Origin of the sequence: Phaeovulum molybdatiresistens, assembly GCF_023544865.1 — a bacterium.
In the GTDB taxonomy this organism is placed as follows: domain Bacteria; phylum Pseudomonadota; class Alphaproteobacteria; order Rhodobacterales; family Rhodobacteraceae; genus Pontitalea.
In genome coordinates this window covers 1-16,148 of sequence record NZ_JAMJFX010000013.1, presented here as the reverse complement: position 1 = coordinate 16,148, position 16,148 = coordinate 1, and the positions used below count along the sequence as shown (strand labels likewise).

At 63.9% G+C, this 16,148-nt stretch carries 15 protein-coding genes, 1 tRNA gene and 1 pseudogene; 6 read left to right on the top strand and 11 right to left on the bottom strand.

Features of this window, described 5'->3' with window-relative positions; all coding sequences use genetic code 11:
• Positions 1-2: 2 nt before the first annotated feature.
• The 4 genes from lptA to MXB90_RS10310 all read left to right on the top strand — a co-directional run bounded on the left by lptA (position 3) and on the right by MXB90_RS10310 (position 2,547).
• The gene (lptA, locus tag MXB90_RS10325) at positions 3-488 is read left to right on the top strand and encodes a lipopolysaccharide transport periplasmic protein LptA (RefSeq protein ID WP_250044309.1); all 486 of its coding nucleotides are present in this window, start codon (positions 3-5) and stop codon (positions 486-488) included.
• Positions 488-1,249 (top strand): LPS export ABC transporter ATP-binding protein, encoded by a 762-nt coding sequence (gene lptB, locus MXB90_RS10320; protein ID WP_250044308.1) that lies wholly within the window; start codon positions 488-490, stop codon positions 1,247-1,249. Before lptA ends, lptB begins: the two co-directional genes overlap by 1 nt.
• Positions 1,250-1,473: 224 nt before the next feature.
• Positions 1,474-2,049 (top strand): ribosome hibernation-promoting factor, HPF/YfiA family, encoded by a 576-nt coding sequence (gene hpf, locus MXB90_RS10315; protein WP_250044302.1) that lies wholly within the window; start codon positions 1,474-1,476, stop codon positions 2,047-2,049.
• A gap of 33 nt (positions 2,050-2,082) precedes the next feature.
• Complete coding sequence (locus MXB90_RS10310) at positions 2,083-2,547, top strand: PTS sugar transporter subunit IIA (RefSeq protein WP_250044295.1); 465 nt, start codon at positions 2,083-2,085, stop codon at positions 2,545-2,547.
• On the opposite strand, the gene MXB90_RS10305 is transcribed toward MXB90_RS10310, so the two are convergent.
• The 9 genes from MXB90_RS10305 to cysQ all read right to left on the bottom strand — a co-directional run bounded on the left by MXB90_RS10305 (position 2,535) and on the right by cysQ (position 12,781).
• Positions 2,535-3,929 (bottom strand): sulfotransferase family 2 domain-containing protein, encoded by a 1,395-nt coding sequence (locus MXB90_RS10305; protein WP_250044293.1) that lies wholly within the window; start codon positions 3,927-3,929, stop codon positions 2,535-2,537. The two genes, MXB90_RS10310 and MXB90_RS10305, sit on opposite strands and share 13 nt — an antisense overlap.
• A 4-nt stretch (positions 3,930-3,933) precedes the next feature.
• Positions 3,934-5,631: a beta-1,6-N-acetylglucosaminyltransferase gene (locus tag MXB90_RS10300; RefSeq protein WP_250044291.1), complete on the bottom strand. Its 1,698-nt coding sequence runs from the start codon at positions 5,629-5,631 to the stop codon at positions 3,934-3,936.
• Between the two features lie 10 nt (positions 5,632-5,641).
• Entirely contained in the window at positions 5,642-6,628 is a 987-nt protein-coding gene (locus MXB90_RS10295; protein ID WP_462982282.1) for a glycosyltransferase family 2 protein, read from the bottom strand.
• 72 nt (positions 6,629-6,700) lie between these two features.
• The gene (locus MXB90_RS10290) at positions 6,701-7,924 is read right to left on the bottom strand and encodes a glycosyltransferase family 4 protein (RefSeq protein ID WP_250044288.1); all 1,224 of its coding nucleotides are present in this window, start codon (positions 7,922-7,924) and stop codon (positions 6,701-6,703) included.
• Positions 7,914-8,900, bottom strand: coding sequence for a UDP-glucose 4-epimerase GalE (galE, locus tag MXB90_RS10285; protein ID WP_250044287.1), 987 nt, complete (start codon positions 8,898-8,900; stop codon positions 7,914-7,916). Before galE ends, MXB90_RS10290 begins: the two co-directional genes overlap by 11 nt.
• A gap of 4 nt (positions 8,901-8,904) precedes the next feature.
• Positions 8,905-9,798 carry a UTP--glucose-1-phosphate uridylyltransferase GalU gene (galU, locus tag MXB90_RS10280; protein ID WP_250044286.1) on the bottom strand — a complete coding sequence of 298 codons (894 nt, stop codon included), beginning with the start codon at positions 9,796-9,798 and terminating at the stop codon, positions 8,905-8,907.
• 150 nt (positions 9,799-9,948) lie between these two features.
• Positions 9,949-11,190, bottom strand: coding sequence for a glycosyltransferase family 2 protein (locus tag MXB90_RS10275; RefSeq protein ID WP_250044284.1), 1,242 nt, complete (start codon positions 11,188-11,190; stop codon positions 9,949-9,951).
• Positions 11,187-11,987 carry a 3-deoxy-manno-octulosonate cytidylyltransferase gene (locus MXB90_RS10270; protein WP_250044484.1) on the bottom strand — a complete coding sequence of 267 codons (801 nt, stop codon included), beginning with the start codon at positions 11,985-11,987 and terminating at the stop codon, positions 11,187-11,189. Before MXB90_RS10270 ends, MXB90_RS10275 begins: the two co-directional genes overlap by 4 nt.
• A complete protein-coding gene (cysQ, locus tag MXB90_RS10265; protein ID WP_250044283.1) occupies positions 11,987-12,781 on the bottom strand; it encodes a 3'(2'),5'-bisphosphate nucleotidase CysQ in 795 nt (264 codons plus the stop codon). The genes MXB90_RS10270 and cysQ overlap by 1 nt, the downstream gene beginning before the upstream one ends.
• Before the next feature lie 138 nt (positions 12,782-12,919).
• Between cysQ and MXB90_RS10260 the strand changes: the two genes are divergently transcribed.
• Entirely contained in the window at positions 12,920-13,741 is an 822-nt protein-coding gene (locus MXB90_RS10260) for an ABC transporter permease (RefSeq protein ID WP_250044282.1), read from the top strand.
• Positions 13,742-13,764: 23 nt separating this feature from the next.
• On the opposite strand, the gene MXB90_RS10255 is transcribed toward MXB90_RS10260, so the two are convergent.
• Positions 13,765-14,796 (bottom strand): LacI family DNA-binding transcriptional regulator, encoded by a 1,032-nt coding sequence (locus MXB90_RS10255; protein WP_250044281.1) that lies wholly within the window; start codon positions 14,794-14,796, stop codon positions 13,765-13,767.
• Positions 14,797-15,021: 225 nt separating this feature from the next.
• Between MXB90_RS10255 and MXB90_RS10250 the strand changes: the two genes are divergently transcribed.
• Positions 15,022-15,098: transfer RNA gene (locus tag MXB90_RS10250), tRNA-Arg, on the top strand.
• Between the two features lie 340 nt (positions 15,099-15,438).
• Here the strand turns inward: MXB90_RS10250 and MXB90_RS10245 are convergent.
• Positions 15,439-15,723, bottom strand: a pseudogene (locus tag MXB90_RS10245) (IS5/IS1182 family transposase); the annotation flags it as partial.
• Positions 15,724-16,148 lie beyond the last annotated feature (425 nt).

The following is a 16,148-nucleotide window of genomic DNA, read 5'->3' as shown; positions in this document are numbered from 1 at the left end:
CGATGCGCCGCCTGATCCAGACCCTTGCCCTCTGCCTGTGCCTTGCCCCGCTTGCCGCGGCGGCGCAGCAATTGGCCTTTGGCGGCATCAAGGCCGATACGACCGCCCCGGTCGAGATCGTTTCGGACACATTCGCGGTCGATCAAACCGACGGCACCGCCACATTCACCGGCAATGTCATCGTGGCCCAGGGCGACATGCGCCTGCAGGCCGAGACGGTGGTGGTGGATTATGTGGACAACGACAACAGCCGGATCGACCGGCTGCATGCCACGGGCGGGGTGACGCTGGTATCGGCCAGCGACGCGGCCGAATCTGCCGAAGCGATCTATGAGGTGGCGGCAGGCCGGGTCACGATGACCGGCAACGTTCTGCTGACGCAGGGGGTCAACGTGATGTCGGGCCAGCGGCTGACGGTCGATCTGAACAATGGCACCGGCCAGATGGATGGCCGCGTCCGCACGATCCTGCAGCCGGGGGGCAATTGATGGCCCCCGCGCCCGATCTGCGCCTTGCGCCGGGCGATGGCGGCCTGCGCGTCATCGGCCTGCGCAAAAGCTATCGGCGGCGGCCGGTGATCCGCGATGTCTCGCTGGATCTGAACCGGGGCGAGGTCGTGGCCCTGCTGGGGCCGAACGGATCGGGCAAGACCACATGTTTTTACAACATCGCCGGCCTGATCCCGCCTGATTCCGGGCAGGTGCTGATTGACGGGCGCGATGTGACCGCGCTGCCGATGTATCGCCGTGCCAAGCTGGGCATCGGCTATCTGCCGCAAGAGGCCTCAATCTTCCGCGGCCTGTCGGTTGAGGGCAACATCATGGCGGTGTTGGAAATCGCCGTGCCCGAACCCCACAAACGGCGCGAACGGTTAGAGGAATTGCTGGGCGATTTTTCCATCGGCCACCTGCGGCAGGCCCCGGCGCTGGCGTTGTCGGGGGGCGAACGGCGCCGCGTCGAAATTGCGCGCTGCCTTGCGGCGGACCCGAAATACCTGCTGCTGGATGAACCCTTCGCCGGCGTCGATCCGATCGCCGTCGCCGAGATCCGCCACCTTGTCGCGCAGCTGAAGGACCGCGGCATCGGGGTGCTGATCACCGACCATAACGTGCGCGAAACGCTGGAAATCGTCGACCGCGCCTATATCCTGCACGACGGCAAGGTGCTGATGTCGGGCACCACCGAAGAGGTCGTGCGCGACGAAAACGTCCGCCGGGTCTATCTGGGGCAGAACTTCCGCATCATCTGACGGCAGGGTTCCGCGCTGCGGCGAAGGATGGCCGTTGACACCCCCGCCGATCCGTTCCCAAATAAGACAAATGCGTGAACACCGCCCCCTTGCCAGAGCGACCGCGCCGCACGATTCCCGGCACCCGTCAGGCATTGCACGGATCACGCCCTTTCCGAATTTAACCGGTCCGAAATCCGCGCCATGCAAGGCTCGGGCTTGGCCATACACGTGAAGGAGAAGCCATGCGTTACCAGATCAGCGGAAAACAGCTTGACGTCGGTGAAGCGCTGCAAACCCATGTCAAATCCGAACTGGGCGAGACGGTGGAAAAATATGCCCAGCGCCCGACGGATGCGATCGTGGTGTTCTCGCGCAATGCGCATGAATATCTTTGCGAAGCGACGGTGCACCTGTCCACCGGCCTGACCGCGACGGCCAAGGGGCACGCGACGGAAATCTATGCCGCCTTCGAATCCTGCCGCGAAAAGATGGACAAGCAGATGCGCCGCCACAAGCGCCGCCTGAAGGACCATCACCGCGACCGGGTAGAGCCTGTTGAATTCGGCCCGGCGGGGATGTATGTGCTCGCCGCAGAAGAAGATGAGACAGAGCACAACGGCACCAGCCTGGCCCCCGTCATCGTCGCCGAGATGGAAGCCAAGGTTCCCACCCTGTCGGTCGGCGAGGCGGTGATGCAGATGGAACTGGCCGGTGCGCCGCTGCTTGTCTTCCGCAATGAAAAACATGGCGGTGTCAATGTTGTCCACCGCCGCGATGATGGCAATGTGGGCTGGATCGACCCGCGCAACAGCAAATAAGCGCCTGCATCGGGCGCGGAAGTGACAGGACTCATGGAACTTTCCAATCTGCTCAAGCCGGCGGCCGTAAAGGTCTTGGCACATGTCACGAGCAAGAAGCGCCTTTTTCAGGATCTTGGTGAAATCGCGCATTCAGTCTACGGGCTGAATGCGCCCGAAACAGTGGATGCGCTGCAGGAACGCGAAAGCCTTGGGCCGACGGGCGTGGGGCATGGCGTTGCCCTGCCGCATGCCCGCCTGCATGGGCTGGGCCAGGTCGTCGGCGTGTTTCTGCGGCTGGAAAAGCCGCTGGATTTCGACGCGGTGGACCGCCAGCCGGTGGACCTTGTGTTTTCGTTGTTCGCGCCCAAGGATTCCGGGGTGGAACATCTGAAGGCGCTGGCGCTGGTGTCGCGCACGATGCGCAACAGCGAAACCTGCGCCAAGCTGCGCGCCAACAGCGACCCTGCCGCGCTGCATGCGGTGCTGACCGATGCGACCGGCGTTCAGCTCGCCTGAGCCTGCCAATCCGTGAAACCGAACTGGACAAAGTCGCGCGCATAGGCCTCACGTGCGGCTTTTTCCATTTCGGGGGTCCAGATTTCCGCCAGACGTTGGGCTGCGGGGTCAGGCTCTGCCAGAAAGGGCGGCGCGGTGACACCGGCCGCCCGCGCCAGATAATCCAGGTCGTGGGCCAGCCGGTCTTCGCGCGCGATCAGGTCGGGCGGCGATATCTGCGCCAACCCCTGCAGCGCCACCGACTGGCTGGCCCAAAGCGGGTTGACCGGCAGGCTGGTCTGCGCGTTCAGATTCTGTTTCAGCCAGCGCAGAAAGGCCAGAAAGGCCGCGCCGTGATCGGCCGCGGGCGCCTGCCCGTCGGGGATGTCGATGCCATACTGTTTGCCTAGAACCTGTCGCTGATCGGCCATCGCGGGATTGGCGGCGAAGGCCTCAAAGGCCAGAAACGCGCGCAGCAGCGGGTGGCGCAGGATGGTAAAGCTGCGATGGCCGGGATGGGCGCGGCGCCACTGCCGCAGGGTCTTTTGCGAAAAGCCTTCCGCGACGCCGCCTAGGGATGCCAGCCAGTCTCGCACCGACGCATCAAGGCCCGACCGGATCGGCATATACAAAAGCCCCGCATCCGCAGCGGCCACAAAGCCCGGCACATTGGGCCCGCGCCGCGGTTCGAAATTGGGGGAGCGTGACAGGTTGAACCGATCAAGCCGCGCCAGAGAGGCCTCCATCTCGGCGAAATTTTCGACCTTTTCCTCTAGCGCCTCGGGGTTCTGCGGCACCAGCGTGTCGGGCAGGCTGTCCAGGCGGCCCTCGACGCCAAGCCAGGCGGCAAGCCCGTTCAGCACGCCAAGATCCTGCGCATCTTCATAATCCAGATAGAAGGCGGTCTGGCCCGATATCTGCAGCGCGCGCAGGATGCGCAGCTGAAACCCCTGCAGCATGCCAAGGTGGTCTTCGAATTCCTGGGGGTCAAAGCGGGCGCGGGCGGCTTCGCGGTTGCGGGCATCGCGCAGCTTCCACTGCCCTGTGGCGCGGGCGATCTGCAGGCTGACATAGCTTTCGGCCGGGTTGCGGGTCAGCACGATCTTGGCGCAGGACCGATCAAACAGCAGCGCATCCAGCATGCGCGGGTCGTGATCGTGGAAATAGCGGCAGCCGTTCAGCCCGTCCGCCGCCACGATCCGGGCCCATAACGCAAACGGGTCGGAATCGCGTTCCTGCAGGGTCAGGCCCAGCAGCGCCGATGTGCCAGGATAGCCGATCATCACGGGGTTGAACGCCTCACCGTGGCAGGCCACGCCCGGCAGGCGGTTCAGGGCAGCTTCGACCAGGTTGGACCCGGTGCGCATTTCCGCCAGAAGGACAAAGCTTTCAAACCGCGCCATCGGATCACTTTACGACATAGGGGCGCCCGCGGCGCAGGCCTTGGGTGGGCAAGGCATCGTTGACCGTGAAATCACCCATCAGCCGCGGCTGCATGCCCTGATTCTTGAGGTTTTGAAGGAACCGGCCAAAGCCTGTCAGGTCAACCATCTGCGGCACCTCGGTCAGCCGGCGCAGGGCGCGGGGGCTGATTTCGTCGATGATGGCCTGCAGCGGTTCCATCGGGTTTTCGATGAAATCGGCCAGGGTCCAGATCCGCACACGGGCCTTCACATACATGGATTGCAGGATCTTCAGCTGCTCGATTTCAATCTGTTGCAGGCGCGCGGCTTCGCGGCGGATCGTGGCAAAGTTCTGGTTCGCGCGAAACAGCGGGATCGCCCAGGCCCCGGTGACGACCGAAATCTGCGCGTTCGGATCGGTGGCCATGAACCAGTTCAGGGCCTGCGTATCGCGGGGCGAGAACATAAAGCACTGCCGTTCGCCGCGGGCATTCCAGATCAGGTTGGTCAGAAACGCCTTGGGGTCATAGTCGCGCAGCGTTGCGCTGTCGGTCAGGGCGCCGTTGAAGACGGTTTCAGCGGCCGCGAAATGCGCCCGGTCGGGGGCGAACAGATGGCCATGCACCCGCGCGCCCACATGTTTGGACAGCCAGCCATCAAAGTTTTCGAACAGCTCGGAAAAGCCCTGAAACACCGAATAGGGCGCCGAGGTCTTGCCATTTTCGCGGTCTTGCCAGGGAAAGCGGCTTTGCATGTAAAGACCCGGCCGGCCGCGGGTGCGCCGTTCTACCGCCTTGGCGAACAGGCGGTCGATCTTGGACGGGTTCGGTTCGGCCAGCACATCCGCGCGGGGGCGGGGCGCAAGGAACGTGTCGTAAAGCCGGTCGGCCCGGTGCCAGATCTTGCGCGCGACGAAACAGTCCGACCGGCGCAGAAGCTGCAGATGGTCATCGTAGAAGATGTGCGGTTTGCCCTGAAAGTCGAATTTCGACAGCGTCAGCGACCGGCTTTCGATCGAGGTCGCATAAAGCCGGGCGAGCGTCTGGAAATAGCTTTCATCCGGGATCCAGACCTTGCGGAAATAGCGGTCAAAGCGCGCGCGTTCCGGGTCTTGCAGGATCGCGCTCAGCGTCTGGCGGGTCAGGCACCACCACTGGCTGCCCAGATGCGGGACAATCCCCTTGGGGATGGTGCGCCTGAACCCCACGCGCCGCTGCAGCCGGACATATCCGTCGAACAGGCGCCGACGCTTCTTCCAGGAAAAGGGGAAGCGCAGGGTAAAGCGTTCCATGTCGATGCCGCCGACGGTCCATTCCACCTCGGCGGTGGTGACGCTTTCGATGAAATCGGTATAGGGCCGGGCATCAAGATAGGCGCGCAATTCCTCTAGCGGGCGCAGGGGCAGGCAGGACCCCGAGGCAAGAAAGACATGGCGCACATTGGCGTGGCGGGCCAGCATGTCTTCGGCGGCGGATTGCGCGGCCGCGACAAGCGACCAGGTGCCCCATTCACAGCGATACCGTTGCGAAAAGCTGACGATGGCCAGATCGGCCAGGCTTTCGGCAAAGGCGGCGAATTCGGGCGCGGGGACGCGTTGATCGACATGGATGACCACCGGCGCGCCGCCTTCGGCCCAATGGCGGGCGACCTGGGCGGCACGGTTCAGGGCCGTGTGGCACATCATGATGAAGCCGACGGTCATCCGCGCGCCCTCATGCCCAGTTGCCCTTGGACATCAGGCCCAGAATTTCCAGCTGGCGCCAGTTGATGTATTTCTCGGACCACTTGCACCACAGGTCCGGCCTTTCCGGTATCCGTTCGGCATAGGCGCGGTATTCGCGCGATCCGGCAAAATGCTGCTTGCGGGTCAGTTCTTCGGTGACCTTGTCGGTCAGCGTCGACAGAAACTTGGCATGCAACAGGCAACCGCTGGCCTTTTCGCCGCCCCATTCGTCATAAACCGCATTAAGCCCGCGCGGCAAAAGCGAATGGGTTGAACTGACATAGACAAAACCGCGTTCCCACTTCACCAGCGGGATCTTGTTCAGCGAGGGCGCCTCGGCGGGCCGGTCGGAAAAGAACACGCGCGCGCGCGGCCCGCCCTGTATCCACAGGTTCTGCAATTTTGGGTTCTTTGAGATCATGTAGTTCCCGCTGTCGAACCAGCAGGCAATCTCAAACGGGTTTTGGCCTTCGGCATAGGGGACGGCATCGACCGGGCCCTTGGGATACATGTCCACCAGCATCGCCGGAAAGGACCGGATGTCGTAGGTATCCAGCCAGTCGGTCAGCGCTTCAAGCGGGCGGGTATCGCAGAAGGGGTAGATGAAGAATTCGTCCGGATCGACCGTCAGCGTCCAGTGACCCGTGCCGTATCTGCGCAACAGCCGGTTCATCCAGTCCATCCCGAACCGCGCGCGCCGATAGCTGGCCTGCGTCCGCCAGACCGAGACGTCGGGCTGCTGCGCCAGATAGTCTGCGCTGCCATCCTCTGACGCGTTGTCGACGATCAGGAAATGCCCGATCCCAAGACCGCGGTAATAATCCAGGAAATAGGGCAGGCGGATGCGTTCGTTGCGAAGGGTGGCGAACAGCAGGATATCCTTGCGCGCGATCATCGCGGTGCGGTCGCAAAAAGCGGTCAGTTCACGCCTTTTCCGGAAAGCGCGGATCAAAAGACGCTTGCGCCGAAGCCGCAGGCGATATTTTTCCCTGATACGCAACCACACCCTTTCGAACCGATACGGCACATTCACACGCGGAACATCTTGTCAGATCAAGGTAAAGACCTTGTTGAAATGGTCTTCCCAACTGGGCACGACGATTGTGCCATGATCAGGTTGATCCTGTGGTCCCTGGCTGATCATCCGAAGGAGTTCCGCGCCCCAAGCATATCGATCCGGTGATTCGGGGTAAATGGCTGCCGCGCCCAACAGTTCTTTTGTTGCGGGCAGTGGCGTTGCGATCACGGCGGTGCCAAGCGCTGCCGCCTCAAGTGTGGGCAGGCCGAACCCCTCGGCCAACGAGGGGGCCAGCAGGGCGCGCGCGCCGGTCAGCAGGCTGGCAACCGCGCCATCGGGCAGGTCGGGCAGTTCATGCACGACCCGGCCCATATAGGGCGCCGTGTCCAGCCGTTCGAACAGCGCCTGGTTGCGCCAACCGCGCCGGCCCAGGACCAGCAGGCGCGGCGCCTGATCCGCGGGCATCCGGGTTAGCAGGTCTTCCCACACGTCCAGCAGCAGGGCGTGGTTCTTGCGCGGCTCGATCGTGCCGATGGTGACGAAATACTGCGGCAGCAGGTCAAGATCGGCGGGCACCAGATCGGGGGCAGGCTGTGGCACATCAAGCCCCAGATGCGCCACCAGCAGCGGTGGGGTTCGGCCGCGCGCATGGCGCCTGACGTCGGCGGCGGTGGCGTTGGAATTGCAGATCACCAGATCGGCATGGGCCAGAACGGCGTCGAACGCGGCGCGGAACCTTTCGGGCTCGGACCTGCTGGCGAATTGCGGGAAATCGAGCGGGATGGTGTCGTGGATCATCACCGCGATGTGCAGGCCGGGCACCCGCTTTAGCCGCGCCAGCGTGTTCGGGCGCGCCGTGGTCTGGCCCACGTTGATATAGCTGACCGGCGCGGGCAGGTTGCGCCCCACCAGGGCGGCCAGCCGCGCATGGGGTGCGCGCGCCAGGGCCCGCGCGCGCAGCCCCGCCTCAAGCCGGGGGCGCGGCCCGCCGCGCCCGCGCAGCCGGTCGATCAGGCCGGCACGGGGCAGTGTGTCCGGGGCGCTGAGCCCGGCAAACAGGAATTCCGCCGTCGCCCCGGGCAGCAGCAGAAAGCCATAGGCGGTGCGGCACAGCAGATACAGCGGCACTGGCGCTGCGCGCAGAGCCCGAAGGTAGGCGGCCTCGACCCGGTCGACACCCGTCAGCGGGCCTTGGCCCACACGCGACACAAGCCGCGTGATGTCCAGCAGCCGTGAGGCTGGCCTAGCGCCCATATCCGCCGGCCTGATGCCAGCGCCAGGCATCGGCGATCATGGTGCGCAGGTCCGACCGTTTCGGCCGCCAGCCCAGGTCACGTTCGGCCCGGGTGGACCCCGAAACCAGCACCGCCGCATCGCCGGGCCGCCGCGCGCCTTCGGTGATCGGAACGGCGCGGTTGGTGACGGCGGCAGATTGGTCGATCACCTCGCGCACAGAAAACCCCTTGCCCGAGCCCAGGCAGAACACCGACGATCCCTTGCCCGCCCGCAGCCATTCCAGCCCCAGCACATGGGCATCGGCCAGGTCGCAGACATGGACATAGTCGCGGATGCAGGTGCCATCGGGTGTGGGATAATCGGTGCCAAAGATGGTCAGCGCTGGGCGCTTGCCGTCGATCGCGTCCAGCATCAGCGGGATCAGATGGGTTTCCGGCTGATGAAATTCGCCCACCTCGGCCTCGGGATCGGCGCCGGCCACGTTGAAATAGCGAAAGATCACATGGCGCAGGCCGTGCGATCCGGCGAAATCGGCCAGCATGTCCTCGATCGCGCGTTTCGATGCGCCATAGGCGTTGATCGGCGCCTGACGGGTGGTTTCATCCAGGATTACGCCGTCCTGATCGCCATAGGTCGCGCAGGTCGAGGAGAAGATGAAATCCAGGCACCCCGCCGCGCAGGCCGCCTCGATCAGGTTCAGCGAGGCCAGCACATTCCCGCGCCAGTATTTGCCCGGGTCCTTCATCGATTCACCCACCAGGCTGAGCGCGGCGAAATGCATCACCGCGACGGGCTTCCAGCGGGCGAACACCTCATCCAGGCGCGCGCGGTCGGTCAGGCAGCCTTCCTCGAAGGGGCCGAACTTCACCGCCTCGCGCCAGCCGGTGGACAGGTTGTCGAAGGTGACGGGCACATAGCCCGCCGCCTTCAACGCCTTGCAGGCATGCGAGCCGATGTAGCCCGCCCCGCCCGTGACCAGAACGTGATCTGTCATCCGGTCACTCGGCCGCAGAACGCATCGACATCAGGTCCGACAGGTAATCCGAGAATTCATCCCGAAGATCTTCACGCGCAAGGCCGAAGGCGACGGTTGCCTGCAGGAACCCCGCTTTCGAGCCACAGTCATAGCGCTGGCCGCGGAAGCGATAGCCATAGACCTTGTCGCCCGCGGCGATTTCCGCGGCGATGGCGTCGGTCAGCTGAATTTCGCCGCCCGCGCCGGTCTTCATCTTGTGCAGATGCTGCATGACATTGGGTGTCAGGATATAGCGGCCGATCACCGCCAGATTCGACGGCGCATCTTCGGGCTTGGGCTTTTCCACCATGCCCCGTGTCTCGACGATGGCGCCCATGTCGTTTGCGACATCCAGAATCCCGTAGGACGAGGTCTTTTCGCGCGGCACTTCCATCGTGGCGACCATGCTGCCGCCGGTTTCGGCATAGGCTTCCATCATCTGCTGCAGGCAGGGCTTTTCGGCCGCGATCACGTCATCGGTCAGGATCACGGCGAAGGGTTCGTTGCCAACCAGCCGGCGGGCGCACCAGACTGCATGGCCAAGGCCCAGCGGCTGGTTCTGGCGGACATAGGCGATGGTGCCGGAATCCATGTTCGTGGTTTTCAGGGTTTCCAGCAGCGCCGTCTTGCCGGATTTGCGCAGCGCGGATTCCAGTTCCGGCGCCACGTCAAAATAATCCTCAAGTGCCGATTTCCCGCGCGAGGTGACAAAGATGAATTCCTTGATGCCGGCGGCGCGTGCCTCGTCGATCGCATATTGGATCAGGGGGCGGTCAACCAGCGTCATGATCTCTTTCGGGATCGCTTTCGTGGCGGGAAGGAAGCGGGTGCCAAGCCCCGCAACAGGAAAGATCGCTTTCGTGACCTTGCGTTTCATAATTCACCTATCAAGGCCGGGCAAAAGGCCCGGGCGGCCGGACATTAGTCTGGAACGTGCCGCAAACTCAATAGTTGCCCATGAACGCGGTGAATGGGCGGCGGGGTTTGCGGCGGCTTGACGACCGGATATTTCAGGACTTTGGCAAATTTATGCCGGTTTCGCCTGAACCGGGCGCAGGGCGGCGATGCGGGCGGTTTCCTGCCGGATGCGCGCGCCAAAGCCGATCATCCGAAGCCGTGGTTCCTGCCGATCCGCCGGGCCCCAGATGCCGCCGCGCTGTTCCCAGTATCCGGCCGGGTCAAAGCGCATCCGATGCGGCCGCGCCGAGGGTTCCAGCAGGATCAGGGTCACGATTGCGCCCTCGGCTGCGGCGTGGGCGGCGGCGCGGCGTAGGGCACGGGCCTGCCATATACGCCCGGCAATCACCCGGCCGGGGCGGGCTGTGGCAGGAAACCGCAGGAAGGGCGCCGCAGGTCCGGGCAGCGGCGGCAGGGTGTTCAGGGGTCGCACCCGACCGTCGGGAAGGCCGTCTTGCAGGCTGCGCAGGATCTGGGGCACCTCGCGCGGTTCCAGCCCGCCGCTGACCATGTGCCGGATCAAGCGCGCCCGTTCCGAGGCGATCAGCGCGCGCTCTGCCAACGACAGATCCATCCCGGGTGCTGCGTGCTTGCGCCAGAACACCGCGGTCGAGGCGCCGATTTCATGCAGGTCGCGTGGGGCGCGGTCGGATGCGCGGATCACCGAGGGGGCAAAGCCGTGATGCACCTGTGCGCCCGGCACGATGGCGGTGATCTGCCCGGTCGCGGCAAGGCGCAGGTTCACATCGGTTTCGTCCAGAAAGAACCGAAAGGCCGGATCAAACCCGCCCATGCGCGCCAGAACATCTCGCCGAAAGGCGCAATTCGTGCCTTCGGTGCGGATCGCGCGTCCCGGCTGGCCGCGATGCAGCGTGGTGGCAGTTTCATCCACCGCCAGCGGGGCGCTGTGGCCCAGGGCATCGGCGGTTCGCGCCTTCCACTGGAACGACAGGCCGTTACGCCCCCGCACAAAGCCCGCCGCAGCCGCAACGGCGGGGTCGGAAAAGGGCGCGCACAGCCGGGACAGCCAGGTGGGTTCGGGCACGGCATCGTCATCGATGAAGGCCACCACCGCGCCCGCCGCCACCTGTAGCCCGGCATTGCGTGCTGCCGAGATATTGGCCTGATCGAAGGCCACGCGCTTGACCGGCAGGTCGCCGGTCGCCGCAAGGCCCGCGGCATCGGCGACGACGATCACCTCAAAGTCGGGATGGTCAAGCTGGGCAATCCCGGCAAGGCATCGGGTCAGGTGCTGCGGGCGATGGCGCGATACGATGATCACGCTGCATCGCGCCGCAGCGGCCTGCGTCATTCCAGCCCCATCTCGGCCATCATCGCCTCAATCCGGGCGACGTCCGAGGGGTTGTTCAATTCCCAGAACTGGCGGCCACGCGCCTCGACCTCAACGCAAAGAACGGCGCGGCCGTTTTCCAGAAAGCGCAGCTGTTCCAGCCCTTCCAGGGTTTCCAACGGGCCGACAGGCCAGGTGGGGTAGGCGGCCAGCGTGTCGGGGCGGTAGGCATAGACGCCGACGTGGTGAAACACCGGCGTCGGATCAGCGGGGCCATAGCTGGTGGGGGTGAAGGGGATCACCTCTTTGGAAAAATACAGGCCCCGGTTGCCCGCACCGAACACCGCCGTGGTGCCGCCCACCCGCCCCTGCGCGCGATCTTCGCGCAGCGAGGCCAGCATCGCGCCTTCGCAACGCAGAACGGGGGTGGCAAGTTCGGCCCAGGGGTTGGCGCGCAGGCCCGCGACCAGATCCTCGATGAACCAGGCGGGTGTCAGGGGCGCATCACCTTGCAGGTTGACCACGATGTCATGGCCACCCCCCAGGTTCGCCAGCGCCGCGGCGCAGCGTTCGGTGCCGTTCTGGCATGCCTGCGAGGTCATCACCACATCCGCCCCGAAGCCCCGGGCGTGATCGGCGATGCGGTCATCATCGGTGGCAACGACGACGCGATCAGCGCCCTGGACGGCCATCGCCGCCTCCCAGCTGCGCTGGATCAGGGTCTTTTGCGCGCCCTTGGCCCCTGTCAGCGCAACCAGCGGCTTGGCCGGGTAGCGGGTCGAGGCATAGCGGGCGGGGATAACGATCAGAACGGACATCATTTCACCAGAAGAACGCCGGGGGCATAGGCGATGAAGAAGGGGTTTTCGAACCCGGGTTTGCCATAGGTGAAGGGGCCGTGGTCGTCAAAGCGCACCATTTCCCCGCCTGCGCCGCGCAGCACGGCATCGCCTGCGGCGGTGTCCCATTCCATGGTGCGACCAAGGCGCGGGTACAAATCGGCCTCGCCCGTCGCTACCAGGCAGAATTTCAGCGACGATCCCGCCGAGGTCATGTCGCGCACCGCATATTGCGCGATGTAATCATCCGTCGCCTGATCGCGGTGCGATTTCGAGGCAACGACCATCAGCCCGCGATTGTCGGGCACCGAAACGGTGATCGGCCGTTGTTCGCCGATGGCGTCCTTGTCGAAGGGGCCGGTTTCTTCGACCGCGCGTCCATCGGCCAGGGTGTAGAACAGCCGCCCCTTGGCCGGGGCATAGACGACACCGCGCAGCGGAACACCATCTTCGACATAGGCGATGTTCACCGTGAAATCGCCGCGGCGCTGGATGAATTCCTTGGTTCCGTCCAGCGGATCAACGATCAGGAAGGTCGTGACGGTCTGGCCGTGGCTGGCGGCCTGTTCTTCGGTCACCAGGGCAATCTGCGGAAAGGCCTCGGCCAGCCCTTCCGAGATCAGCGCATCGGCGGCCTCATCGGCCTCGGTCACGGGGCTGGCGTCGGATTTCACGCGGACTTCGAAATCGGGGGCATTGTAGATCTGCATGATCCGGTCCCCCGCTTCCAGCGCCAGACGGCGTATGACGGTGACAAGGCGATCGTGATCCATGTTCCTCTCCTGTCCTGGCCGCAAGCGGCCGGATTGCCATGATTGTTGCCCCCCCTTATGATCGCGCGTCAAGGGAACGGCAAGTTTTCCGGGCGACACTGGGCAAGACGCAGCCTTTCACGGCGGGAACCGGACGCGATGTTCAAGGCAAGACGCAGCAATTCCACGCTCGGCTCGGGCTTTGCCCTGCTGGAACTGATCTATCACGCCACCGTGCGATCGGTGCGCAAGACGCATGGCAACGCGGTGATCGGGCTGTTGCTGAACATGCTGCAGACGGTGATGTTGGTGCTGGTGTTCTATTTCATGCTCGACATCCTCGGGATGCGCGGCGTGGCGATCCGGGGGGATTTCCTGCTGTATATCATGAGCGGGATCTTCCTTTACATGACCCACACCAAGACGCTGACGGCCGTCACGATGGCCGAAGGGTCGACATCGCCGATGATGAAGCATGGCCCGATGACCACAGCCGTTTCCATCGCATCGGCGGCGCTGGGCGCGCTTTACCTGCAGATCCTGTCCATGGTCGTGGTGCTTTACATCTATCACGCCGGCTTCAACCCGATCGAGATTGAAAATCCGATCGCCGCGATGGGCATGGTTTTGCTGGCATGGTTCAGCGGGGTCGCGATGGGCCTGGTCTTCATGGCGCTGAAACCCTGGGCGCCTGATGTGGTGCAGGTGATCCAGCTGATCTACATCCGCGCCAATATGTTCGCCTCGGGCAAGATGTTCGTGGCCAACATGCTGCCCGCCTTCATGCTGGGCATGTTCGACTGGAACCCGCTGTTTCACATGATCGATCAGGCCCGCGGCTTTACCTTCATCAACTACAACCCGCATTTTTCATCGGTGAGCTACCCGCTTTACGTCGGGCTGGCCTTCATGGTCATTGGCCTGATGGGGGAATTCTATACCCGCCAGTACAATTCGATCAGCTGGAATGCCAAGCGCTGATCCCGGGTGGCCTGCGCGCGCGATCAGGGTTTGCGGATCGTGTCGCCTGGCTGCAGAAGGGGCTGCAGTTCGATGATCTCGCCGCCGATCAGGCCCGATGGGCTGCGGCCCGCGATGATCGCGGCGGCGCGTTGGCCGATTTCGCGCCGACAGGCATCCATCGTGGCCAGACGGCGGGGCAGGCCCTCTAGCAGATCGACGCCATTGAACCCGGCAAGCCCTATCTGATTGGGCACATCAATGCCGTTTTCCAGACACCACAAAAGCCCACCCGCACCGATCATGTCATTGGAATAATACAGGAAATCAAGGTCGGGGCTGCGCCTCAGGATCGCTTCGGTCATCTCGCGCCCCTTCAAAAGCGCCGACCCGCCGGCATAGAATTCCTGATCGGCCAGGGACAGGCCCGCGGCCTCCAGCCCCTCTTTGAAGCCTTCCAGACGTTTGCGCGCGCGGTGATCCTCGGGCATCTTCGTGCCCAGAAAGCCGATGCGGCGGTATCCGGCGGCAATGATCGCCTCGGCCATCTTCAACCCCGCCCGGCGATGCGAGATGCCGACGACGGAATCGATGCCCTTGCCATCGACATCCATGATCTCGACTATCGGAATGCCCGCGTTTTCCAGCATGGCGCGCGCCGCATCCGTATGTTCCAGCCCCGCGATGATCACCCCCGAGGGGCGCCAGGACAGCATTTCGTAAAGAACCGTCTCTTCCTTTTCCAACGAGTAGTTGGTGACCCCGACCACCGGCTGCAGCCCGGTATCTTCCAGTTCTTTCGAGATCCCCGTCAGAACCTCGGGGAAGACCAGGTTCGACAGTGACGGGATGATCACCGCCACCAGGTTGACCCGCTGCGAGGCAAGCGCGCCTGCGATCTTGTTGGGCACATATCCCAGCGCCTTCGCCGCCTCGAGCACCTTTTCCCGCGTGGCATCGGACACATCGCCCCGGTTGCGCAGCACGCGGCTGACCGTCATTTCCGATACACCCGAGGCTTCGGAAACATCGCGCAGCGTCAGGGTTCGGCGGGAATCTGTGGGAGAACGGGACACGCTGGGCACCTTTCGATGGGGCTTTCACAAGGTTTAGCGCCAAAACTTTCCCCTGCGCAAGCGCCGCGATCTGGGGTTGTTAGCGATAACCGCCCGGCGCCTGCCGGGTTCCGCAACAGTTGCGAACGCCCGGATCCATGCGGAACGACCGCACCCGTCCATCAACGGTCCCCTCGTTTTCATTGCGGTTGCATGGCGCGCAATTGCCCGCGATAAGGGGACCGTGGCCCCGTGGCTCAACTGGATAGAGCAGCCCCCTCCTAAGGGGCAGGTTGGTGGTTCGAATCCACTCGGGGTCACCAGAAAACCCAATAAAATATGGCGTTTTGTCAGGGGCTTGTGAAAGCAGCCGCGGAAACGCCCGTTTGATTTCCCGGGCTTTCGGGCGCTGCAGACGGGATTTCTGTACAAAACCTGTACAACTTGAGGCCCCGGAATGAGCTGGCGCGTCGCGAACGAATGCGCCGAACGCCGCTTTGGCAGCGCCGCGCGCAAGCAGATCATCATGTTCCTGGCCGACAAGGCGAGCGATGATGGCTCGGGCCTCTGGTGCTCCAAGGGCACGATCCAGCGCCACACCGAGCTGGGCGAAAGTACCGTGAAGCGGACGATGAGTGATTTCCTGAAAGAGGGCATCCTGGTCGTGCCTTTCAGCGGGCATCTGGTGAGGCGTCTGTCGGTTTTCCTGTGGCCGATTTCAGCTTCGATGGCACTGCGGCGGCTGGGGTCGACAATCAGCTTGAGCGTCCTGCGCAGCGGATGCCGCTGTGCAGGACGCGGGCCTTGTCTTCGTCCTGACCCTCTGAAACCGCGATCGATGACAGCAAGTTTGGGGCGTTGGTCGGTGAGGATCTCGACCTGAACCAACGTTTCCTTCAGGGAGTGACCGTCACGGGGGCTGCCCGGAAAGCTGCGCGTGCCGACCACGACATTGGTCGCCGTCTCGACGAGAGAAATGCGGTGGGACTGGTGCAGCTGCGTCTCCGGGATAAACCCCTGATCCTTTGCGGCGGTTCGTTCGTGGCAATCCAGGCTGCGGTCTTTCCTGTCGACAGCTCCGGTCGCCGCACGGCGACATCGCAGTAAACCGGGTCCAGCTCCACCGCGCCGCTCGGTGCGCACGGCAGCGATCAGCTCAGTGCCCGAGCCGCTGAAGGATTGAAACGCCAGGTTGCCGGTATCGGTGAATCCTTCCAGGGCCGCCTCGGCCAGCTTTACGGGGAACACGGCCGGGTGACGATCGTCGGATTAGCAGGCCGCTGAAGAAGTCGGCTGTGCAGAACGGTTTCCTTTCGGCGCAACTGTCCGGGTTTGGCTTCGGGCGCCTTGGCGCAGAAAGCATGCCTGTTTGG